At 55.5% G+C, this 20,898-nt stretch carries 15 protein-coding genes and 7 tRNA genes; 2 read left to right on the top strand and 20 right to left on the bottom strand.

Annotated features, from left to right (window positions below; translation table 11 throughout):
• Positions 1-9 precede the first annotated feature (9 nt).
• Positions 10-2,592, bottom strand: a complete 2,583-nt coding sequence (gene leuS / locus ACQUTI_RS10875; protein WP_017899092.1) for a leucine--tRNA ligase — start codon at positions 2,590-2,592, stop codon at positions 10-12.
• 226 nt (positions 2,593-2,818) lie between these two features.
• On the opposite strand from leuS, the gene ACQUTI_RS10870 reads away from it, so the two are divergent.
• Positions 2,819-3,301 (top strand): zinc ribbon-containing protein, encoded by a 483-nt coding sequence (locus tag ACQUTI_RS10870; protein WP_004885892.1) that lies wholly within the window; start codon positions 2,819-2,821, stop codon positions 3,299-3,301.
• Between the two features lie 78 nt (positions 3,302-3,379).
• Here ACQUTI_RS10870 and ACQUTI_RS10865 read toward each other — a convergent pair whose 3' ends face one another.
• The 11 genes from ACQUTI_RS10865 to miaB form a co-directional block, all read right to left on the bottom strand.
• Positions 3,380-5,173 carry a filamentous hemagglutinin N-terminal domain-containing protein gene (locus ACQUTI_RS10865; protein ID WP_062914536.1) on the bottom strand — a complete coding sequence of 598 codons (1,794 nt, stop codon included), beginning with the start codon at positions 5,171-5,173 and terminating at the stop codon, positions 3,380-3,382.
• Between the two features lie 67 nt (positions 5,174-5,240).
• Positions 5,241-6,911 carry a ShlB/FhaC/HecB family hemolysin secretion/activation protein gene (locus tag ACQUTI_RS10860; RefSeq protein WP_048323401.1) on the bottom strand — a complete coding sequence of 557 codons (1,671 nt, stop codon included), beginning with the start codon at positions 6,909-6,911 and terminating at the stop codon, positions 5,241-5,243.
• Positions 6,912-7,283: 372 nt separating this feature from the next.
• A complete protein-coding gene (locus ACQUTI_RS10855; RefSeq protein WP_004885898.1) occupies positions 7,284-8,009 on the bottom strand; it encodes an amino acid ABC transporter ATP-binding protein in 726 nt (241 codons plus the stop codon).
• Positions 8,009-8,683 carry a glutamate/aspartate ABC transporter permease GltK gene (gene gltK / locus ACQUTI_RS10850; RefSeq protein WP_002894707.1) on the bottom strand — a complete coding sequence of 225 codons (675 nt, stop codon included), beginning with the start codon at positions 8,681-8,683 and terminating at the stop codon, positions 8,009-8,011. The genes ACQUTI_RS10855 and gltK overlap by 1 nt, the downstream gene beginning before the upstream one ends.
• Positions 8,683-9,423 carry an amino acid ABC transporter permease gene (locus tag ACQUTI_RS10845; protein WP_002894709.1) on the bottom strand — a complete coding sequence of 247 codons (741 nt, stop codon included), beginning with the start codon at positions 9,421-9,423 and terminating at the stop codon, positions 8,683-8,685. The genes gltK and ACQUTI_RS10845 overlap by 1 nt, the downstream gene beginning before the upstream one ends.
• A 164-nt stretch (positions 9,424-9,587) precedes the next feature.
• A complete protein-coding gene (locus tag ACQUTI_RS10840) occupies positions 9,588-10,499 on the bottom strand; it encodes an amino acid ABC transporter substrate-binding protein (RefSeq protein WP_004885900.1) in 912 nt (303 codons plus the stop codon).
• A gap of 354 nt (positions 10,500-10,853) precedes the next feature.
• Positions 10,854-12,392 carry an apolipoprotein N-acyltransferase gene (gene lnt / locus ACQUTI_RS10835; RefSeq protein WP_049115695.1) on the bottom strand — a complete coding sequence of 513 codons (1,539 nt, stop codon included), beginning with the start codon at positions 12,390-12,392 and terminating at the stop codon, positions 10,854-10,856.
• A gap of 127 nt (positions 12,393-12,519) precedes the next feature.
• Positions 12,520-13,398, bottom strand: a complete 879-nt coding sequence (corC, locus tag ACQUTI_RS10830) for a CNNM family magnesium/cobalt transport protein CorC (RefSeq protein ID WP_004197606.1) — start codon at positions 13,396-13,398, stop codon at positions 12,520-12,522.
• A 146-nt stretch (positions 13,399-13,544) separates the two neighbouring features.
• On the bottom strand, positions 13,545-14,018 hold the full coding sequence (gene ybeY, locus ACQUTI_RS10825; protein ID WP_002894722.1) for an rRNA maturation RNase YbeY: 474 nt from the start codon (positions 14,016-14,018) through the stop codon (positions 13,545-13,547).
• On the bottom strand, positions 14,015-15,061 hold the full coding sequence (locus ACQUTI_RS10820; RefSeq protein WP_004176871.1) for a PhoH family protein: 1,047 nt from the start codon (positions 15,059-15,061) through the stop codon (positions 14,015-14,017). Before ACQUTI_RS10820 ends, ybeY begins: the two co-directional genes overlap by 4 nt.
• A 153-nt stretch (positions 15,062-15,214) precedes the next feature.
• Entirely contained in the window at positions 15,215-16,639 is a 1,425-nt protein-coding gene (gene miaB, locus ACQUTI_RS10815) for a tRNA (N6-isopentenyl adenosine(37)-C2)-methylthiotransferase MiaB (protein ID WP_004885906.1), read from the bottom strand.
• A 179-nt stretch (positions 16,640-16,818) separates the two neighbouring features.
• Here miaB and ubiF point away from each other — a divergent pair, with 179 nt between their 5' ends.
• Positions 16,819-17,994, top strand: coding sequence for a 3-demethoxyubiquinol 3-hydroxylase (gene ubiF, locus ACQUTI_RS10810; protein WP_211774301.1), 1,176 nt, complete (start codon positions 16,819-16,821; stop codon positions 17,992-17,994).
• A 119-nt stretch (positions 17,995-18,113) separates the two neighbouring features.
• Here ubiF and ACQUTI_RS10805 read toward each other — a convergent pair.
• The 8 genes from ACQUTI_RS10805 to asnB form a co-directional block, all read right to left on the bottom strand.
• Positions 18,114-18,188: transfer RNA gene (locus ACQUTI_RS10805), tRNA-Gln, on the bottom strand.
• Between the two features lie 76 nt (positions 18,189-18,264).
• Positions 18,265-18,339: transfer RNA gene (locus tag ACQUTI_RS10800), tRNA-Gln, on the bottom strand.
• A gap of 47 nt (positions 18,340-18,386) precedes the next feature.
• Positions 18,387-18,463: transfer RNA gene (locus tag ACQUTI_RS10795), tRNA-Met, on the bottom strand.
• Between the two features lie 23 nt (positions 18,464-18,486).
• A tRNA-Gln gene (locus ACQUTI_RS10790) sits at positions 18,487-18,561 on the bottom strand.
• 36 nt (positions 18,562-18,597) lie between these two features.
• Positions 18,598-18,672: transfer RNA gene (locus ACQUTI_RS10785), tRNA-Gln, on the bottom strand.
• 23 nt (positions 18,673-18,695) lie between these two features.
• Positions 18,696-18,780: transfer RNA gene (locus tag ACQUTI_RS10780), tRNA-Leu, on the bottom strand.
• A gap of 9 nt (positions 18,781-18,789) precedes the next feature.
• Positions 18,790-18,866: transfer RNA gene (locus ACQUTI_RS10775), tRNA-Met, on the bottom strand.
• Positions 18,867-19,103: 237 nt separating this feature from the next.
• Positions 19,104-20,768, bottom strand: coding sequence for an asparagine synthase B (gene asnB, locus ACQUTI_RS10770; protein ID WP_049092056.1), 1,665 nt, complete (start codon positions 20,766-20,768; stop codon positions 19,104-19,106).
• Between the last annotated feature and the right edge of the window lie 130 nt (positions 20,769-20,898).

Genomic DNA, 20,898 nt, shown 5'->3' with positions numbered 1-20,898 from the left:
CTCCCGCGCTTAGCCAACGACCAGATTGAGCAGTTTACCCGGGACGTAAATCACTTTACGCACGGTTTTGCCGTCGAGATACTTCGCCACCAGATGCTCCTGGCCGGCGCGCTCGCGGACCTGCTCTTCAGTTGCGTCTACCGCAACGGTAATTTTACCACGAACTTTGCCGTTGACCTGGACGACGACGAGGGTGCTGTCTTCCACCATCGCGCTTTCATCCGCCACCGGCCACGGCGCGTTGTCGATATCACCTTCGCCGTTCAGCTCACGCCACAGGGTGAAGCTGACGTGCGGGGTGAACGGGTTGAGCATACGCACTACCGCCAGCAGGGCTTCCTGCATCAGGGCGCGATCCTGCTCATCTTCTTGCGGCGCTTTCGCCAGCTTGTTCATCAGCTCCATGATCGCCGCGATGGCGGTGTTGAAGGTCTGACGACGGCCGATGTCATCGGTCACTTTGGCGATAGTTTTGTGGATATCGCGACGCAGCGCTTTCTGATCTTCACTCAGCGCCGCCACGTTCAGGGCCGCAACGTCCCCTTTGGTGGTGTGTTCGTAGACCAGCTTCCAGACGCGTTTCAGGAAGCGGTTCGCCCCTTCGACGCCAGATTCCTGCCACTCGAGGGTCATATCCGCCGGGGATGCGAACATCATGAACAGACGGACAGTATCCGCGCCGTAGCGCTCAACCATGACCTGCGGATCGATGCCGTTGTTTTTCGACTTGGACATCTTGCTCATGCCGGTGTAAACCAGCTCGTGACCCGCCGCGTCTTTCGCTTTCACGATGCGGCCTTTTTCGTCACGTTCGACGATGGCGTCAACCGGGGAGACCCAGTTACGTTCGCCGTTTTCGCCTACGTAGTAGAAGGCGTCAGCCAGCACCATGCCCTGGCACAGCAGCTGTTTCGCCGGCTCATCGGAGTTGACCATCCCCGCGTCGCGCATCAGCTTGTGGAAGAAGCGGAAGTAGAGCAGGTGCATGATCGCGTGTTCGATGCCGCCGATGTAGATATCGACCGGCAGCCAGTAGTTGGCCGCTTGCGAATCCAGCATCCCTTCCTGATACTGCGGGCAGGTGTAGCGCGCATAGTACCAGGAGGATTCCATAAAGGTGTCAAAGGTGTCGGTTTCGCGCAGCGCCGGCTGGCCGTTAACCGTGGTTTTGGCCCATTCAGGATCGGCTTTGATCGGGCTGGTGATACCGTCCATGACTACGTCTTCCGGCAGGATCACCGGCAGCTGATCTTCCGGGGTCGGCAGCACGGTGCCGTCTTCCAGGGTAACCATCGGGATCGGCGCGCCCCAGTAGCGCTGACGGGATACGCCCCAGTCACGCAGGCGGTAGTTAATTTTACGCTCACCTACGCCCATGGCAGCCAGTTTGTCAGCAATAGCGTTGAAGCCCGCTTCATAATCGAGGCCGCTGAATTCGCCGGAGTTAAACAGGACGCCTTTCTCGGTCAGCGCCTGCTGGGAAAGATCCGGCTCGGAGCCGTCGGCGGCGAGGATCACCGGCTTGATGTTCAGCCCGTATTTGCTGGCGAACTCGTAGTCGCGCTGGTCGTGGCCCGGAACGGCCATCACCGCGCCGGTGCCGTACTCCATCAGCACAAAGTTAGCCGCCCATACCGGAATTTCTTCACCGGTCAGCGGGTGGATAGCTTTAAAGCCGGTATCGACGCCTTTTTTCTCCATCGTCGCCATGTCGGCTTCCGCCACTTTGGTGTTGCGGCATTCGTCGATGAAGGTGGCCAGCGCCGGATTGTTCGCCGCAGCCTGCTGCGCCAGCGGGTGACCCGCAGCGACCGCCAGGTAGGTACAGCCCATAAAGGTGTCCGGGCGGGTGGTATAGACGGTCAGCTTGTCGGCGTAGTTATTGACGTCAAAGGAGATTTCCACCCCTTCAGAACGGCCGATCCAGTTGCGCTGCATGGTCTTCACGGTGTCCGGCCAGTGGTCCAGCTTATCCAGATCGTTCAGCAGCTCATCGGCGTAGGCGGTGATTTTAATAAACCACTGCGGGATCTCTTTACGCTCGACTTTGGTGTCGCAGCGCCAGCAGCAGCCGTCGATAACCTGCTCGTTGGCCAGCACGGTCTGGTCGTTCGGGCACCAGTTCACTGCGGAGGTTTTTTTGTACACCAGGCCTTTTTTATACAGCTCAGTGAAGAACTTCTGCTCCCAGCGGTAGTATTCCGGGGTGCAGGTTGCCAGCTCGCGGCTCCAGTCATAGCCGAAGCCCAGCATTTTGAGCTGGTTTTTCATGTAGGCGATGTTGTCGTAGGTCCACGGCGCTGGCGCGGTGTTGTTTTTTACCGCCGCCCCTTCCGCCGGCAGACCGAACGCATCCCAGCCAATTGGCTGCAGGACGTTTTTACCCAGCATGCGCTGATAGCGGGCAATCACGTCGCCGATGGTGTAGTTACGCACGTGACCCATGTGTAGTCGACCAGAAGGATAAGGAAGCATCGACAGGCAGTAATACTTCTCTTTGCTCTCGTCTTCAGTTACTTCAAATGTACGATTTTCGTCCCAGTGAAGCTGGACTTTCGATTCTATCTCTTCCGGGCGGTATTGCTCTTGCATGGCAGCCAGTGGTCCTGTTTTCAATACAGCTACAAAATGTAGCCAATGGATGTGTTATTTCAGATCGGCATAGCATAGCCCAAACGCTAACGTCAAAACAGCCTTTCACACATTTACAGAGAGGAAAGCGGTGGAGAATATTTCGCGACTCTGTGGCTTGGCTGGCAGAGCTATCCGCAGATAACGGCTATCATAAGAAGAAGTTAACCACACCGGAGGCGAAAAGATGAACAAGGTTGCTCAGTTCTACCGAGAGCTGGTGTCGACGCTCAGCGAGCGGTTACGCAATGGAGAACGTGATATTGATGCGCTGGTGGAGCAGGCCAGGGTCAAGATTAGCCAGTCCGGCGAGTTAACGCAGAGCGAAATCAACAATGTGATCCGCGCTGTTCGACGCGATCTGGAAGAGTTCGCCCTCAGTTATGAAGAGAGTCAGGACGAGCTGACTGACAGCGTCTTTATGCGGGTGATCAAAGAGAGTCTCTGGCAGGAACTGGCGGATATTACCGATAAAACTCAGCTTGAATGGCGCGAGGTGTTTCAGGATCTCAACCATCACGGTGTCTATCACAGCGGCGAAGTGGTGGGGTTGGGTAACCTGGTGTGTGAGAAATGCCATTATCATCTTCCGGTGTATACGCCTGACGTACTGCCGCGTTGCCCAAAATGCGGTCACGACCAGTTCCAAAGGCGGCCCTTTGAGCCATAATGAGTAAACGCTTAGCCCGGGAATCTACTGCTGGTGCAGTCGACGCCAGCAGTAGATGTCATTTTAGTTGTTTAACACTTACTTGAGCGTGTTAATTTCTGTCGATTTAAAGTACTGACTTCCACCGATTTCGCTCGCGTAGTTATGATAAGCGTTCACGACCAATTTATTGCCGCTGAGCGTTCCTTTTTCACAGGTCATCAGACCCAGAAATCCGCATTTATAACCGCCATTAACAATCTTTTTGGCATTTAACGTCATGGTTCCGTCAGCGTGGATAAGACCACGATTGATAATATTGCCATTATTGTTGGTGTCAATGGTCATATCGCCAAAAGATTGAATCAGCCATTCATTAAGAAAATCTGATTTAGTGCTGATGTTGATAGTCCCGCCAATAATTTCTCCGCTATTTTGTATGCCACTGTGGGTAAAGTTCATGACTGCATTATCGCCACGAATGGTACCGCCTTTATTATTAAAACTCTTACTCTCTGCCGTTAGGTTATCTGTGACAAGAAGTTGGCTACCTTTATTTAATATGACATTCCCCTTTGTCTTGATGGCGATATTACCTCCTTTGATGGTCCCTGAGCTGCCGATCGCGCCAGACGAAATCTCTTTGTCTTTAATCGATTGAATGGTGAGGGTTTCGGTTCCGTGGATGTTTCCCGTCACATTGAGCGAGCTGCCGCTAAAAGAGACAGTAGTGTTTTTTGCACGAGTAGAACCGCCGTTATCGATATTCCCGAGGGCGCCTACCACTAATTGGTTGTCTGAAAGCAGATTGGAACCGTAGGAAGTTTTCAAATTGCCGTTAGTGGTTACGCTTAACGCCGTTTTGCTTGAGATGGTGCCGTTATTTTCCAGATTTCCCGAGGCGTTAACCACCAGCTGCCTGGTGCCTGTGATAGTCCCGTTGTTAGTCAGGGCCTGTAAGCTATTAATTGCAGTCGCACTGGTTGTTGATATGCTACCCGAGTTATTAAAGTTCCCCGCCGAAACGATCTGCGTGAGCATACCATTGCCGGTGATCGAACCTTCGTTGACCAATTCTCCGCTGCTGACCATCGACAACATGCTGTTAGAAACAATACTGCCTTTATTGCGCACGCCCAAACCATAATCGTTACCCATCATACTGATGCTATTGGCTTTAATTCCGCCAAGACTGCTGATGTCGATACTGTATTCAGGAAATAGCATCTGCAATAAGCTTGGGGTTTTACCTGCGGAAGTCATCTGTCCTGTCGTGTTATCAAAGGTAAAGCTTCCCGCGCCTAATGAGGTGTTGGCAGCGCTGAGCGAGCCATTGATAGCAATGGTTTCCGCCAGCAGCAGGGCATAGTTGTTCGAGGCATCCATACCTTTGTTGCCGATAGTGATCTTGCCTTTACTGACGGTATAGGACCCGATCCCTCCGTTATCGTTAAGTTTCACCTGCCCGGTCGTTAATACTGCTGAATTGGTATTAATGAAGCTGCAGCCTGAGCAGGAGATACCGTTCGGGTTAGCGATAATAACATCGGCTTTTTGACCCGCGACTTCTATAAATCCGTTGAGGGAACTGGACTTATTTGAGGTCACTTCATTGAGAATAACGGATGCGCTGCCGTTGGTTAAATTATTATTCCTGGCAATATTGCCAAATTTGTCATGGGTAAGATCGTCGCCGCTGTTGTTCAAAATCACCCCGTTGCTGCCGACGTTAAAATCACGGTACATATTGTGAGATACGCCAGCCGCGTTAGGTTTTTCAATATCAACAACGGTTGTGCCTGATGAGTGCGTCCATGTGTTTGGGTCGGCATAGACAAACGATGAGCTAAGGGCTGCCGCGAGTGCGACATAAGTTAAATTAAATTTGAACATCATATTTATTCCTTTAATTAAGAGTGGTTAAGAAATTTAAGCCTTATGTTTTTTGTTATTTTTGAAGTTAATACCTCCATTGTAATGAGAAGCCCAGGTTAAGAGCATCGCTATGGAAACGAACGGGTTTGATTAAAGGGGTACTCATGAAAAAGTCATACTGCGTGGCGAGCAGCGAGCCACGAATACCGCTTACTGCGCCAGAAAGCGTTTTTCCCCTCTGGTTTTGCTCGTTTCCTGTTATACGACCTATATCTACACCAAAATAAAATTGGCGGTCAGGCGTCGGGATATCCCAGATAAAATCATTGCGCCAGTACCATCCCTGATTGCCGGACAGGCTGTTTTCCCCGTCGAACCCGCGCACGGTCCAGCGGCTGCCAATATTGAATTTATTATCCGAGGAGAGTGGGTCCGGGCTGAACTGCGCGCTCAATCGGGGCGCCCAGGTAAATGCGTCGCCAGCCGCGTCAAATTTCATCATCGCCTGCAGGTTCGCATGGACGATCCGCGACAGCGGGCTGTACATCCCGGCTTTCTCCTCCGGCGTTGCCGTTGAGCTGAGCCACGGCAGGCTGCGCTGGATGCCAATGCTGGCGTCGACGATTTTTTTATTAAAATAGTGCTGATGGTTGAGGGTAAGCTCCCATGATGGCGTTTGCTTGCGCATGACCTGCAGTTCGCTGCCGCCGAAGTAATAGTGCGAGGTGCTCTTGGCAATTCGCAGGTCGGCGGTGGTTTTTTGCTGGCGGGTATGGGAGAGCAGTCGGCTCAGCGTGGCGCTGTAGTAACGATTCTTGCTCTTATAATCCATCGTTGACCAGTTGCCGTTGAACTGCTGGCGATACTGGCTATATGCCCCGTAGGCGCTTAGTGACCAGTAGCCAAAGGGGATGGAGTAGTACAGGCTACCGTTATGGTTGCCGTCATTGTGTTGGTTGAATTCAATATCGCCCCCGCCGGAAATATACAGAATGTCGTTAAGAGTGGTCAGATCATAGAGATAGAGGGCGCCACCGGCCTGATAGCGGCCGCTGGCTTTGCTGCCGGCGTCGTCAAGCCAGGCGCCAAGCTGCCATTTTTTCTCCAGGCTGCGGGCGATCTGAAGATCGCTTTCCCCCTCGCGCTGGCCAGGCAGCAGTTTCATGTGCGCCGTAGAACCCGGCAGGCGCTGCAGATTGGCCATACCCTGCTCAAGGTCGCTTAAACGCAGGATAGCGCCGGGAGACAGGGGCAGTGAATTCCACAGACGGGTGATGTCTGATCCGCCGGCATAGTCGATAGCGCCCACTTTGCCATACTTCAGTGTCAGCCGGAGGATGCCTTGCTCCAGCGACTGGGAGGGAACATCAATCAGAGAGGTGATATAGCCTTGCACGATCAGTTCGTTTTGAAGCCTATACGCCAGCAGGCGTATACCCTCGCTACCCAGACAGCGGCCCTGTGCCTGCTGCGCGGTTTTCGCCAGTAATTTCCGGGTGAGCGCCTGGTTATCGGAATCGATGTCGACTTTATTGATTAATCTGCAATGTGCTTCCACAGGAAAGTGGATACCCTGCGGCGCCCCGCGCTGTTGTGAGGACTGAAACTCCTGTTGCTGCGGGGTCAGCGCCTCCTGGCGAGCTTTATCCTGCTCGGTCTGATGAGCTGAGGTGGTCAATTGCGCAGCACTGACGGCAGAGGCGCCAGCCAGCGTTATAAACAGCAGCCCGGTGAGCGAGCGAGATCGAATTAACATGAAGCAATATCCATTTGTTTCATTGGTTCGGCGACGCATCAATACCATTACCTCTGGCAAAATGATTGATGGCCTTTATTTCGGCGCAGGCAAGGTCAGGCAAGAATATTATATTTAATCAATACCATAATCATGCGACGAACCTGTTACGAGGCGTTATATGCTAGCGGTGGTGGAAATACCGGTCCACGAATTCATTAGTGATTTTTTTATGAATTGATCGATTTAATAAATAAGTTCAGCTTGTCTCGCTGAAATGTATTTATTATGTAAATGATATTGGCGGTAATGGCGCGCACAAATAATATTGGCGAATAATATGGCGGGAAAGATAAACTGCGCATACCGGGTGGTATGCGCAGCGAATAACGATTAATGCAGAATTTTGGCGAGGAAATCTTTAGCGCGATCGGATTGTGGATTGGCGAAGAAGGCCTCTTTATCGGCATCTTCGACTATCTTTCCTTCATCCATAAAGATCACCCGGTTGGCCACCTTGCGGGCGAAGCCCATTTCGTGGGTAACCACCATCATCGTCATCCCTTCGTTGGCCAGTTCCACCATGACGTCCAGTACCTCGTTGATCATCTCCGGGTCGAGCGCTGAGGTGGGCTCATCAAACAGCATAGCGATCGGGTCCATACACAGGGCTCGGGCAATGGCCACGCGCTGCTGCTGGCCACCGGAGAGCTGCGCCGGATATTTTTCCGCGTGCGCCGCCAGGCCAACGCGCTCCAGCAGCTTGAGACCCTTCTTGCGCGACGACGCTTTGTCACGATTGAGAACCTTAACCTGCGCCAGCGTCAGGTTGTCGATAATCGACAGGTGCGGGAACAGTTCAAAATGCTGAAACACCATTCCGACGTGCGAGCGCAGTTTGGCAAGATTGGTCTTTTTATCGTTAACCACGGTGCCATCGACGATAATCTGCCCCTGCTGCACCGGCTCAAGGCCGTTTACGGTTTTAATCAGCGTGGATTTACCGGAGCCTGACGGCCCGCAGACCACCACGACTTCGCCTTTTTTCACTTCCGTGGAGCAATCGGTCAGCACCTGAAAGTGACCATACCATTTTGAAACGTTTTTCAGGGTAATCATTACACAGTCCTTTTCTTCAACCAGCTGACCAACAGCGAGGCGCTGAGGCTAATCACAAAATAGACGCCGCCCGCGAACAGGATCATTTCGACCTGGGTCCCGTCACGCTCGCCAATCGTGGAGGCGGTACGGAAGAAGTCGGCGAGGCTCAATACATACACCAGCGAGGTATCCTGGAACAAGACGATCCCCTGGGTTAACAGCAGCGGCACCATGGCGCGGAAGGCCTGCGGCAGGATCACCAGCCGCATCGACTGCCAGTGGGTCATTCCCAGCGCCAGCGCGGCGCTTGACTGGCCGCGGGAGATGCTCTGGATACCGGCGCGGATAATCTCTGAATAGTAGGCGGCCTCGAACATCGAAAAGGCCACCATCGCCGAGATCAGGCGAATATCCGTTTTCGGCGACAGTCCCAGCACGTTCTGCAGGAAGCCCGGGACAATCAGGTAGAACCACAGCAGAACCATCACCAGCGGGATAGAACGGAACACGTTAACGTAGGATTTAGCAAACCAGGCCAGCGGCAGAAAGCTGGACAGGCGCATGACCGCCAGCAGGGTGCCCCAGACGATGCCGACCACGATGGCGATCACCGTAATCTTCAGGGTGATCACCAGCCCTGCCAGCAGGTAGGGCATGGAGGGAACGATCGAACTCCAGTCAAAATCGTACATTATTTGCCTCCCATATTGCCAGGCAGGCGAACCTTACGCTCGACCACATACATAATCAGCATAATCACCGCGTTGATGAAAACATAGGCCAGGGTGATGGCGGTAAAAGACTCCCAGGCATGAGCGGAGTAGTCCAGCAGTTTGCCCGCCTGCGCGGCCATATCGGCCAGACCGATGGTGGAGGCGATGGCCGAGTTTTTCACCAGGTTCATCATCTCCGAGGTCATCGGCGGCACGATAACGCGATAGGCGTTCGGCAGCAGCACGTAGCGGTAGGTTTGCGGCAGGGTCAACCCCATCGCCAGACCGGCGTTCTTTTGCCCGCGCGGCAGCGACTGGATAGCGGCGCGTACCTGCTCGCAGACGCGAGCGGCGGTAAACAGCCCCAGGCACAGCATGGAGGAGACAAAGAACTGAATGTTTGGGTCCAGCTCCGATTTAAACCACATGCCGATATTTTCCGGCAGGAATTCCGGCACCACCAGGTACCAGGTAAAGAACTGCACGATCAGCGGCACGTTGCGAAACAGTTCGACATAGCAGGTGCCAATGCCCGAGAGGAAGCGATTGGGGACCGTGCGTAAAATGCCGAACAGCGAGCCGACGAGAAAAGCGATGATCCAGGCCGAGATGGAGAGGGCGACGGTGATCTGAAAACCGCTCCACAGCCAGCCCAGGTAGGTAGTGTTGCCGAAGGGGGCCTGTTGCAGGAATATCCCCCAGTTCCAGTCTATTGACATACATGACTCCTGGAAAAAAAAGGGTAGCCATTGCTACCCTCGAAGACGGTTGTCCAGCTTGTTTCGGTATTCGCGGCGGCTGGGGAACGACCAGCCGCCGTATAGTCTGTCCGTGCTGTGACAATCATCGGGAGGGCAGGATATCCCGCCCCTGGTTGTTATAATTAGTTCAGTGCTTTGTCATTAGGTGATTTGAACAGCGCTTTCATGTCGTCCGACAGCTCGAAGTTCAGGTTAAGATTTTTTGGCGGAATCGGGTTTTTGAACCATTTGTCGAACCACTTCGCCGCTTCGCCAGAGGTCTGGGCCTGGGCAACGGTTTCATCGACCAATGCCTTGAAGGTCGGATCGTCCTTACGCAGCATGCAGCCATAGGCTTCTTTCGACTGCGCGGTGCCGACGATTTCCCAGTTATCCGGTTTCTTCGCCTTGGCGCGTTCGCCGGCCAGCAAAGCGTCATCCATCATAAAGGCCACCGCGCGTCCGCTTTCCAGAGTACGGAAAGAGTCGCCATGATCTTTGGCGCTGATGATGCGCATATTCATTTTTTTCTCATCGTTCAGCTTATGCAGCAGGATCTCAGAGGTGGTCCCGGAGGTGACGACGACCGCTTTATCCTTCAGGTCCGGGAAATCTTTGATCGGGCCGCCTTTCTTCACCAGCAGACGGGTGCCGACGACGAAGATAGTATCGGAGAAGGCCGCCTGTTTCTGGCGCTCGAGGTTGTTGGTGGTAGAGCCGCACTCGAAATCAAAGGTGCCATTCTGCAGCAGCGGAATACGATTCTGCGAGGTGACCGGGATCAGTTTGACCTGCAGATCGGGTTTGTTCAGTTTTTTCTTGATGGCATCGACGATGGCGTTGGAGTAGTCCTGAGAGTAACCCACAACCTTCTGTTGGTTATCGTAGTAAGAGAAAGGGACGGAAGATTCGCGATGGCCGACAACGATAACGCCATTTTTCGCGATCTTATCCAGAGTGCTCTGGCCAGCCGCCGGGGCAGCATCTTCCGCCTGCGCCAGACCAGCGGTCATTCCCATTACCAGCATTGCCGTGGCCAGTTTACGTAATTGCATATCCAACTCCTTATCCGCAGCGTCACCGACGCTATTGATACCCATTGTGATTGTGTGTGTTGTTATTAGGGGCACGCATCCACGTGCCGCATTTGTATGTGTTTGTTAGCATTTAGTTTGGCTTAATGTAAATATTTTGCTGCTTTATTGTTTATTTTTGCGAAGCGCTCCGCACCAATGGGAGGCAAATATCTTCCATTGCACCAAAATAGCGCGACCACCGATCGTTTATGGTGCAACCCGGTTGCACTGGGCCGGAGGACGGCGCTACCCGATTAAATAAAGCAATGACTGTGCCAGGGTGGCAAATGACGGGAAGAAAAAAGCCGGCGACGGGCGTCGCCGGTAGAGAACTTATCGGCGACGCTGACGCAGGCTCATCAGCAGCGCACCGAAGCCGAGCAGCGCCGTCAGCGCCCACAGCGGCCAGTTGCCAGTGCGAGCGTAAGGGGTCATGCCGCTGGTGGGCGTCACGGTGGTGGTCAACACCTCACGGGTAAACTGCGGGATCATCTTCTGGATCTCGCCGCGCGGGCCGATCACGGCGGTAATGCCGTTGTTGGTACTGCGCAGCAGGGGGCGGGCCAGCTCCAGGGCGCGCATCCGCGCCATCTGGAAGTGTTGCCACGGGCCGATGGACTTGCCGAACCAGGCGTCGTTAGAGATGGTCAGCAGGAAGTCGGTATCCGGACGGAAGTTATCCCGCACCTGTTCCCCGAGGATGATCTCGTAGCAGATGGCCGCGGTCAGCTTCAGGTTATGCGCCATCAGCTGCGGCTGCACGTAGGGACCGCGGCTGAAGGAGGACATCGGCAGGTCGAAGAATGGCGCCAGCGGACGCAGAATCGACTCCAGCGGTACAAACTCGCCGAACGGCACCAGATGGTTCTTGTTGTAGCGGTTGGTCGAGTCGTAGCGGTACGGGTTATCTTTGCCGAGGGTAATGATGGTGTTGTAGGTGTCGTAGCGATTCTGCTTATTAAGACGCGCGTCGACGATGCCGGTGATCAGCGAGCTGTCTTTTGCGCGCAGCAGATCGTCCATCATGCTGAGGAACTGCTGCTGGTTGATCTCCAGATCCGGGATCGCCGATTCAGGCCAGATAATCAGCTGTGAGTGGCCGATATGCGGCTGGGTCAGCGCCAGGTAGGTTTTCAGGGTATTAACCAGCTGTTTCTCGTCCCACTTCATGGCCTGTGGGATATCGCCTTGCACCAGCGAGACCTGCGTCGCGCGCTCCGGCAGCAGCTGATACCACTGGATATAGCGCAGCGGGAAAGGCAGGGCAAACAGCACCGCGGCGATCACCAGCGCCTTCCCGTTGCGCTGCACGAGGGCCAGAGCCAGCAGGCCGCTAACCATCATCAGCAGGAAGTTGATCGCCTCAACACCCATCACCGGCGCCAGGCCTTTCAGCGGGCCGTCGATCTGGCTATAGCCGAACTGCAGCCACGGAAAGCCGGTCAGCACCCAACCGCGCAGGAACTCGGTGATCTGCCAGACGACGGGGGCGGCGATCGCCATCCGTAGCCAGCTGGTTTTGGGCCAAAGCCGGGCGAGCAGGCCGGCAAACAGGCCGGTGTAGAGCGACAGATAGGCCGCCAGCAAAACGACGAGGAAGACGTTAACCGGACCCGGCATACCGCCAAACTGCGCGATACTGACATAAACCCAGTTGATTCCCGTGCCGAACAGGCCAAGTCCCCAGAAATAGCCGATGCCGGCGCTTTGCAGCGGGCGGCGGTTGAGGGTTAACGCCTGCAGACCGACCAGTGAAATAATCGCTGTGGGCCAGAAGTCGTAAGGTGAAAAAGCCAGCGTTCCGCTGGCTCCGAATAGCAGCGCCAGCAGCAGACGTACGCGCTGGCGTTCAAGAAGAGAGGCAAATACCATTTAGGCTAATCGTCCCGTAAATTAACGCCTGTTGCCACAGGCTATGCTGTTTGCCAGCCGGGGGAGGGGACAACCGAGTATCGCCACGGTCTGTCTCCCGGCTGGCCGTGACCTTCAGCGCCGCCGCTTACTCTTCCAGCTTCGGCTGGGGAGCATCATCCGGCAGCTTAACATGCACCTGAATGATACGACGACTATCTGCCATTGCTACCTTGAATTGGTAACCATCAATGTCGATAGATTCGCCGCGAGCCGGCAGGTGGCCAAAGGCCTGCATTACCAGCCCGCCAATGGTATCCACTTCTTCATCGCTGAAGTGCGTGTCGAAGGCGTCGTTGAAGTCTTCGATGGAGGCCAGGGCGCGTACCGTCCAGGTATGGCGGCTCAGCTGGCGGAAATCGATATCTTCTTCTTCGTCGTACTCGTCTTCAATTTCCCCGACGATGAGCTCAAGGATATCCTCGATGGTCACCAGACCGGAGACGCCGCCGAATTCGTCAATAACGATCGCCATATGGTAGCGCTGTGAGCGAAACTCTTTCAGCATGCGGTCGACCCGCTTGCTTTCCGGAACGACAACCGCCGGCCGTAACACTTTTTCCATGCTGAAGGCTTCGGCGTCGCTGCGCATAAACGGCAGCAGATCCTTGGCCATCAGAATCCCTTCGATGTGATCTTTATCTTCACTGATGACCGGGAAGCGCGAGTGAGCGGATTCGATGATGACATCGAGGCACTCGTCCAGCGTCTGATTGCGTTTCAGGGTAATCATTTGTGAACGGGGGATCATAATGTCGCGGACCCGCTGGTCGGCGATATCCATTACCCCTTCGAGCATGTCACGAGTATCTTCATCGATAAGGTCGTTCTGCCCGGAATCACGGATCAGCGCCAGCAGTTCATCGCGGTTTTTCGGTTCCCCGTGAAAGAGCTGGCTGAGTAACAGGGAGAAAAATCCCTTTTTGCTGTTTACTGTGTCACTACTGTGTGAATTGTCGTCGCTCATGGCGTCGTTTGGGTTCTCATGTTGATTTAATGTCGCTCGTCGCGCGTAAACTCAGCGCCGGACGGCATGGGTTGCCTGACGTTCAGGCGGGTAAAATGCATGAACAGCGGCCGGATGAGGCGCAAGCGCCACGATCCGGCAGGGGGCTATTCAGCAATCTTCTCGGAAATGTACGGGTCCTCATAGCCCAGAGCAAGCATTATCTCTGTTTCGAGGCCTTCCATCTCTTCCGCTTCGTCATCTTCGATGTGATCGTAGCCCAGCAGATGCAGGCTGCCGTGCACCACCATATGCGCCCAGTGCGCCTCCAGCGGTTTACCTTGCTCGCTGGCTTCCTGCTCCACCACCTGACGGCAAATGATCAGATCGCCGAGCAGCGGCATTTCAATCCCCGGCGGCGCTTCAAACGGGAAAGAGAGGACGTTGGTCGGCTTATCCTTGCCGCGATAGGTCAGGTTCAGCTCATGGCTTTCTGCAACGTCGACCAGACGAATCGTTAACTCTGACTCCTCCTGAAACGGCGGAATGACGGCGTCGACCCAGCGTTGAAAAAGGGCTTCGTCCGGCAGGCCGCTGGTCTCTTCGCAGGCCAGCTGTAAATCGAGGATCACCTGACTCATTTTTGCTCCTGTTCCTGGGCTTCGCGTTTGCGCTCGGCGGCCAGTTCTGCTTTACGTTTCTGGTCTGCGGCTTCCCATGCCTCATAGGCGTTCACGATGCGGGCGACCACCGGATGGCGGACCACGTCTTCGCTATGGAAGAAGTTAAAGCTGATCTCATCGACTTCCGCCAGCACTTCGATGGCGTGGCGCAGACCGGATTTGGTGCTGCGCGGCAGGTCAATCTGCGTGATATCGCCGGTGATCACCGCCTTGGAGTTAAAGCCGATGCGGGTCAGGAACATTTTCATCTGCTCGATGGTGGTGTTCTGGCTTTCATCAAGAATGATAAAGGCGTCATTCAGCGTCCGTCCGCGCATATAGGCCAGCGGGGCCACTTCGATGACGTTACGCTCAATCAGCTTTTCCACCTTCTCAAAGCCGAGCATCTCGAACAGCGCGTCGTACAGCGGGCGCAGATACGGGTCGACCTTCTGGCTCAGATCGCCGGGCAGGAAGCCGAGCTTTTCACCCGCTTCGACGGCCGGACGGGTCAGCAGAATGCGGCGGATCTCCTGACGCTCCAGCGCATCAACCGCCGCCGCCACCGCCAGATAGGTTTTCCCGGTACCCGCCGGACCCACGCCGAAGGTGATGTCGTGATCGAGGATATTGGCGATGTACTGCGCCTGGTTCGGCGTACGCGGTTTGATCACCCCGCGCTTGGTCTTGATATTGACGGCTTTTCCGTACTCCGGCACGCTCTCGGCGCTTTGCTCAAGCACGCGCGCCTCTTTGATCGCCAGATGGATCTGCTCTGGTTCAATATCCTGAATCTGACCGCGCATCGGCGCCGTGTCGACATACAGGCTGCGCAGAATATCGGCGGCGGCGTGTACGCAAAGGGCGCGTCCGGTCAGCTTAAAGTGATTGTCACGGCGGTTGATCTCAATGCCTAACCGACGCTCCAGCTGTTTGATGTTGTCGTCAAACGGGCCGCACAGGGCTAACAGGCGTGCGTTATCCGCTGGCTCCAGGGTAATTTCACGAGTGTCTATGTTCAAACTGTTCCTCTTTACGCAGGTGGCCGGACGCGGCGCGTGGCCGGCTAATCAGGAAATTATTTACGTCACAGGAAAATGGCGCAAGCATTGCTGTAGATATAGGGACGGAGAGAGGAATTACAAGGCCTGCCGGAACCGACAGGCCTGAAGGGATCACGGCTGATAGATACCCACGCCAAGATCGTTCTCTTTACGGGTGCGGGCAATCACTGATTCGGGGGATTCAGCGATACGCAGACCCATCTCCGCTTCGGTGCGCACGATTTTGCCGCGCAGCGAGTTGGTGTAAACATCGACGATTTCGACATCGACAAACTTGCCGACGAGGTCCGGGGTGCCTTCGAAATTGACCACCCGGTTGTTCTCCGTACGCCCGGAGAGCTCCATGATGTTCTTGCGCGATGTGCCTTCCACCAGGATGCGCTGTACCGTGCCGAGCATGCGACGGCTCCAGGCCATCGCCTGCTGGTTGATGCGCTCCTGCAGAATATACAGACGCTGTTTCTTGTCTGCATCCGGCACGTCGTCGACCATATCGGCCGCCGGGGTGCCCGGACGGGCGGAGAAGATAAAGCTGTAGCTCATATCGAAATTGACGTCGGCGATAAGCTTCATCGTCTTTTCGAAATCTTCCGTGGTTTCGCCGGGGAAGCCGACGATAAAGTCTGAGCTTATCTGAATATCCGGACGCGCTTCACGCAGCTTACGAATAATCGCTTTATACTCCAGCGCGGTATGGGTCCGTCCCATCAGGTTCAGCACGCGGTCGGAACCGCTCTGCACCGGCAAGTGCAGGAAGCTCACCAGCTCCGGCGTATCGCGATAGACGTCGATGATGTCGTCGGTAAATTCGATCGGATGGCTGGTGGTGAAGCGAATGCGGTCGATGCCGTCGATAGCGGCCACCAGGCGCAGCAGATCGGCAAAGCTGCCGGTGGTGCCGTCGTAGTTCTCACCGCGCCAGGCGTTCACGTTCTGGCCCAGCAGGTTGACTTCACGCACGCCCTGCGCCGCCAGTTGGGCGATTTCAAACAGGATATCGTCGCACGGGCGGCTGACTTCTTCACCGCGGGTGTAGGGCACCACGCAGTAGGTGCAGTATTTGTTGCAGCCTTCCATAATCGAGACAAAGGCGGTCGGGCCTTCGGCGCGCGGTTCTGGCAGGCGATCGAATTTTTCAATTTCCGGGAAGCTGATATCAACCACCGGGCTGCGGTTGCCGCGCACAGAGTTAATCATCTCCGGCAGGCGGTGCAGGGTTTGCGGCCCGAAAATAATATCGACATAGTGCGCGCGCTGACGAATATGGTCGCCTTCCTGGGAGGCCACGCAGCCGCCAACGCCAATAATCAGGTCCGGGTTCTTCTCTTTCAGCAGCTTCCAGCGTCCAAGCTGATGGAAAACTTTTTCCTGGGCCTTCTCACGAATTGAGCAGGTATTGAGCAACAGCACATCTGCTTCTTCCGCCACTTCGGTCAGTTGATACCCATGTGTCGCATCCAGCAGATCGGCCATCTTTGATGAATCATACTCGTTCATCTGACAGCCCCAGGTTTTAATATGGAGTTTTTTTGTCATTGACTTGCTCATGCTCAGTAATAGATATCCAAAACGCGGGGATATATACAGGGTGAATTTCGCATTCCAGGGCGCGTATTGTAATGCTTTGGTCGCCCCCTGACCAGTGCGAGCGTTATCACCGCAAGAGGGCGAAAAATCCGGTAAACTTAACGGATTCTGCTTTAAGGATAATAGCCATGACAATTCACGCAACAGATGTCGCCATCGTGGGCGGCGGCATGGTCGGCGGCGCCCTGGCGTTAGGGCTGGCGCAACAGGGATTTACCGTGACGGTGCTTGAGAAAACGGCGCCCCCGGCTTTCGATCCGGCATCCGCCCCGGATGTGCGGATCTCGGCGATCAGCGCGGCCTCGGTCGGCCTGCTGAAAAGCCTTGACGTCTGGGATGCCGTGCGGGCGATGCGCGTCCACGCTTACCGTCGTCTGGAGACCTGGGAGTGGGAGAGCGCGCACGTCGCCTTTGACGCCGCAGAGCTCAAGCTGCCAGAGCTGGGCTATATGGTTGAGAACAAGGTCCTGCAGTGGGGCCTGTGGCAAGCGCTGGCGGCGCACGAAGGGGTTACCCTCCGCGTTGGCGGCGAACTGGAGGCGATGCAGCGCGGCGAGGCGCAGACGGCGCTGCGTTTACGCGAGGGGGAGACGATCCACGCCCGGCTGGTTATCGGCGCCGACGGCGCCAGCTCTCAGGTGCGGGAGATGGCCGGCATCGGCGTGCATGCCTGGCAATATCAGCAGTCCTGTATGCTGATCAGCGTCGAATGCGCCGACGATCCCGGCGACAGCACCTGGCAGCAGTTTACCCCCAGCGGACCGCGCGCCTTCCTGCCGCTGTTCGACAACTGGGCCTCGCTGGTGTGGTATGACGCCCCGGCGCGGATCCGTCAGCTACAGGGCATGTCCATGCCCCAGCTTCAGCAGGAGATCGCCCGCCATTTCCCGGCGCGTCTCGGACGGGTGACGCCGCGGGCGGCCGGCGCCTTCCCGCTCACCCGGCGTCATGCGCTGCAGTATGTTCAGCCCGGTCTGGCGCTGGTGGGCGATGCGGCGCACACCATTCATCCGCTGGCGGGGCAGGGGGTTAACCTTGGCTATCGCGATGTCGACGCCCTGCTGGAGATCCTGGCGCAAGCGCGCGGCCGAGGCGAAGAGTGGGCCAGCCTGCCGGTGCTCAAGCGCTACCAGGCGCGGCGGCGGGCGGATAATTTTATTATGCAGTCGGGGATGGATCTGTTTTACGCCGGATTCAGCAATGACCTGGCGCCGGTGCGGATGCTGCGTAATATTGGCCTGATGGCGGCCGAACGCGCCGGGGTGCTGAAGCGTCAGGCGCTGAAGTATGCGTTAGGCTTGTAACTCCGGCTTCCCGGGCGGGGGCGTAGTGGAAAGCGCCTGCCCGGCAGTCAGTGACGCGCCAGGATGGCTATACGCCAATAGCAAAAAAGCCCACCGAGGTGGGCTTTTTTGCATTTAAGTGGCTGGGGTACGAGGATTCGAACCTCGGAATGCCGGAATCAGAATCCGGTGCCTTACCGCTTGGCGATACCCCAATTGTCTGTTGCGCCTGACCGTCATTATCACGGTTTAAGAGCAACAGTGCGTTCATTGCTGAACGACTTTTTAATTTGGCTGGGGTACGAGGATTCGAACCTCGGAATGCCGGAATCAGAATCCGGTGCCTTACCGCTTGGCGATACCCCAACAAATTGTTTGCGGATTTATCGATGTGTATCGATACGTCCCGAATATGGTGGCTACGACGGGATTCGAACCTGTGACCCCATCATTATGAGTGATGTGCTCTAACCAGCTGAGCTACGTAGCCAAATTGTCTTACTGTTTCTTCGATGGCTGGGGTACCTGGATTCGAACCAGGGAATGCCGGTATCAAAAACCGGTGCCTTACCGCTTGGCGATACCCCAATACCGTCGCGGTGACCCGCAAATATCGAAGAAATATGGCTGGGGTACCTGGATTCGAACCAGGGAATGCCGGTATCAAAAACCGGTGCCTTACCGCTTGGCGATACCCCATCCGTACAACGCTGACTGGTGAATGGTGCGGGAGGCGAGACTTGAACTCGCACACCTTGCGGCGCCAGAACCTAAATCTGGTGCGTCTACCAATTTCGCCACTCCCGCAAAAAAAGATGGTGGCTACGACGGGATTCGAACCTGTGACCCCATCATTATGAGTGATGTGCTCTAACCAGCTGAGCTACGTAGCCATCTTTTTTTCGCGTAACCTTATCGGCGTTGCGGGGCGCATTATGCGTATTGGGCCTGCGAGCGTCAACCTCTTTTTCAAGGAAAATCGTTGTAATGTGACTGTTTGGTTAGGTTGCGAACAGCTCGCTGCAATAATCGGCAATTATTGGTTATTTATCGTTTTTCAGCGGCATAATTCCCGCAAAAAGAAAACGGACCCCGGAGGGTCCGTTTCGCGTATCAACGCCTGTCAGGGCTTATTTATAGGCCGACTGGTGGACGCCTACCGCGCGGCCTGACGGATCGTTCATGGTTTTGAATGCTTCATCCCACTCAATGGCTTTAGCAGAAGAGCAGGCCACCGACGGACCGCCAGGGACACACTCCGCCGCGCTTGGCAGCGGGAACAGCTCTTCGAAGATCTCGCGGTACAGATAGCCTTCTTTGGAGGTCGGCGTGTTGTACGGGAAGCGGAAGCTTGCGGTTTCCAGCTGCTGGTCGCTGATCTGTTTCGCGGCCACTTCTTTCAGCGTATCGATCCAGCTGTAGCCGACGCCGTCAGAGAACTGCTCTTTCTGCCGCCAGGCAACGCTGGCCGGCAGATAGGATTCAAAGCATTCGCGCAGCACGTGTTTTTCCATTTTGCCGTTGCCGCACATCTTATCCTGCGGGTTGATGCGCATCGCCACGTCGAGGAACTTCTTGTCAAGGAACGGCACGCGGGCTTCCACGCCCCAGGCGGACATCGCTTTGTTGGCGCGGGCGCAGTCAAACATATGCAGCGCCTGCAGCTTACGTACCGTCTCTTCGTGCAGTTCTTTGGCGTTCGGCGCCTTATGGAAGTAGAGGTAGCCGCCGAACACTTCGTCCGAGCCTTCGCCGGAAAGCACCATTTTGATGCCCATGGCTTTAATTTTCCGCGACATCAGGTACATCGGCGTCGAAGCGCGAATAGTGGTCACATCGTAGGTTTCGATGTGATAGATAACGTCGCGGATCGCATCCAGCCCTTCCTGGACGGTAAAGTGAATTTCATGGTGCACGGTGCCGAGGTGGTTAGCCACTTCCTGCGCCGCTTTCAGGTCAGGAGAGCCTTCCAGACCGACCGCGAAGGAGTGCAGCTGCGGCCACCAGGCTTCGCTACGCTCCTGATCTTCGACGCGACGGGCGGCAAATTTCTTGGTGATGGCGGAGATGACCGAAGAATCAAGGCCGCCGGAGAGCAGCACGCCGTAGGGGACGTCGGACATCAGATGGCTTTTCACCGACTCTTCCAGCGCCTGGCGCAGCTCGTTCTTATCGGTAACGTTGTCTTTTACCGCGTCGTAATCGAACCAGTCGCGCTGATAGTACTGGCGAATTTCACCGTCTTTGCTCCACAGGTAGCTCCCCGCCGGGAACTCTTTAATGGTGCGGCACACCGGCACCAGGGCTTTCATTTCGGAAGCGACATAGAAGTTGCCGTGTTCGTCATGGCCCATATACAGCGGAATAATGCCGATATGGTCGCGGCCAATTAAGTACGCGTCTTTTTCGCTGTCGTACAGGGCGAAGGCGAACATCCCCTGCAGGTCGTCGAGGAACGCCGGGCCTTTTTCCTGATACAGCGCGAGGATCACTTCGCAGTCGGAGCCGGTCTGGAAATGATAGCGGTCGCCATATTCCGCGCGCAGCGCCTGATGGTTGTAGATTTCGCCGTTAACGGCCAGCGCATGGGTTTTTTCGGCGTTGTACAGCGGCTGAGCGCCGGCGTTGACATCGACAATCGACAGGCGCTCGTGCGCCAGAATCGCTTTGTCGCTGGCATACACGCCAGACCAGTCCGGACCGCGATGGCGCATCAGGCGGGAAAGCTCCAGCGCCTTTTTACGCAGCTCACCTGCGTCAGTTTTAATATCCAGTACGCCAAAAATAGAACACATAGCCTTCTCCATTACCCTGTCGTGTTTGATGTTGTGCTGGCTTCGTCTCGTGGCGAAGCCTGAGTGCGTGCTTAAGAAAATGCCGTAAAGGGGGAGCAGGCGCAAGGGTTTTACGGCTGGAAAAAGAAAA

It is taken from the genome of Klebsiella sp. 7-CIP_Kleb. (genome assembly GCF_050378655.1).
Classification (GTDB): Bacteria; Pseudomonadota; Gammaproteobacteria; order Enterobacterales; family Enterobacteriaceae; genus Klebsiella; species Klebsiella quasipneumoniae.
The sequence above is the reverse complement of the archived record's forward strand: the minus strand, read 5'-3'. Positions and strand labels throughout refer to the sequence as shown.

Excerpts from the sequence above, each read along its gene's own strand:
- leuS (WP_017899092.1), bottom strand. The coding sequence starts at position 2,592 with ATGCAAGAGCAATACCGCCCGGAAGAGATAGAATCGAAAGTCCAGCTT.
- ACQUTI_RS10870 (WP_004885892.1), top strand. The coding sequence starts at position 2,819 with ATGAACAAGGTTGCTCAGTTCTACCGAGAGCTGGTGTCGACGCTCAGC.
- ACQUTI_RS10865 (WP_062914536.1), bottom strand. The coding sequence starts at position 5,173 with ATGTTCAAATTTAATTTAACTTATGTCGCACTCGCGGCAGCCCTTAGC.
- ACQUTI_RS10860 (WP_048323401.1), bottom strand. The coding sequence starts at position 6,911 with ATGTTAATTCGATCTCGCTCGCTCACCGGGCTGCTGTTTATAACGCTG.
- ACQUTI_RS10855 (WP_004885898.1), bottom strand. The coding sequence starts at position 8,009 with ATGATTACCCTGAAAAACGTTTCAAAATGGTATGGTCACTTTCAGGTG.
- gltK (WP_002894707.1), bottom strand. The coding sequence starts at position 8,683 with ATGTACGATTTTGACTGGAGTTCGATCGTTCCCTCCATGCCCTACCTG.
- ACQUTI_RS10845 (WP_002894709.1), bottom strand. The coding sequence starts at position 9,423 with ATGTCAATAGACTGGAACTGGGGGATATTCCTGCAACAGGCCCCCTTC.
- ACQUTI_RS10840 (WP_004885900.1), bottom strand. The coding sequence starts at position 10,499 with ATGCAATTACGTAAACTGGCCACGGCAATGCTGGTAATGGGAATGACC.
- lnt (WP_049115695.1), bottom strand. The coding sequence starts at position 12,392 with ATGGTATTTGCCTCTCTTCTTGAACGCCAGCGCGTACGTCTGCTGCTG.
- corC (WP_004197606.1), bottom strand. The coding sequence starts at position 13,398 with ATGAGCGACGACAATTCACACAGTAGTGACACAGTAAACAGCAAAAAG.
- ybeY (WP_002894722.1), bottom strand. The coding sequence starts at position 14,018 with ATGAGTCAGGTGATCCTCGATTTACAGCTGGCCTGCGAAGAGACCAGC.
- miaB (WP_004885906.1), bottom strand. The coding sequence starts at position 16,639 with ATGACAAAAAAACTCCATATTAAAACCTGGGGCTGTCAGATGAACGAG.
- ubiF (WP_211774301.1), top strand. The coding sequence starts at position 16,819 with ATGACAATTCACGCAACAGATGTCGCCATCGTGGGCGGCGGCATGGTC.
- asnB (WP_049092056.1), bottom strand. The coding sequence starts at position 20,768 with ATGTGTTCTATTTTTGGCGTACTGGATATTAAAACTGACGCAGGTGAG.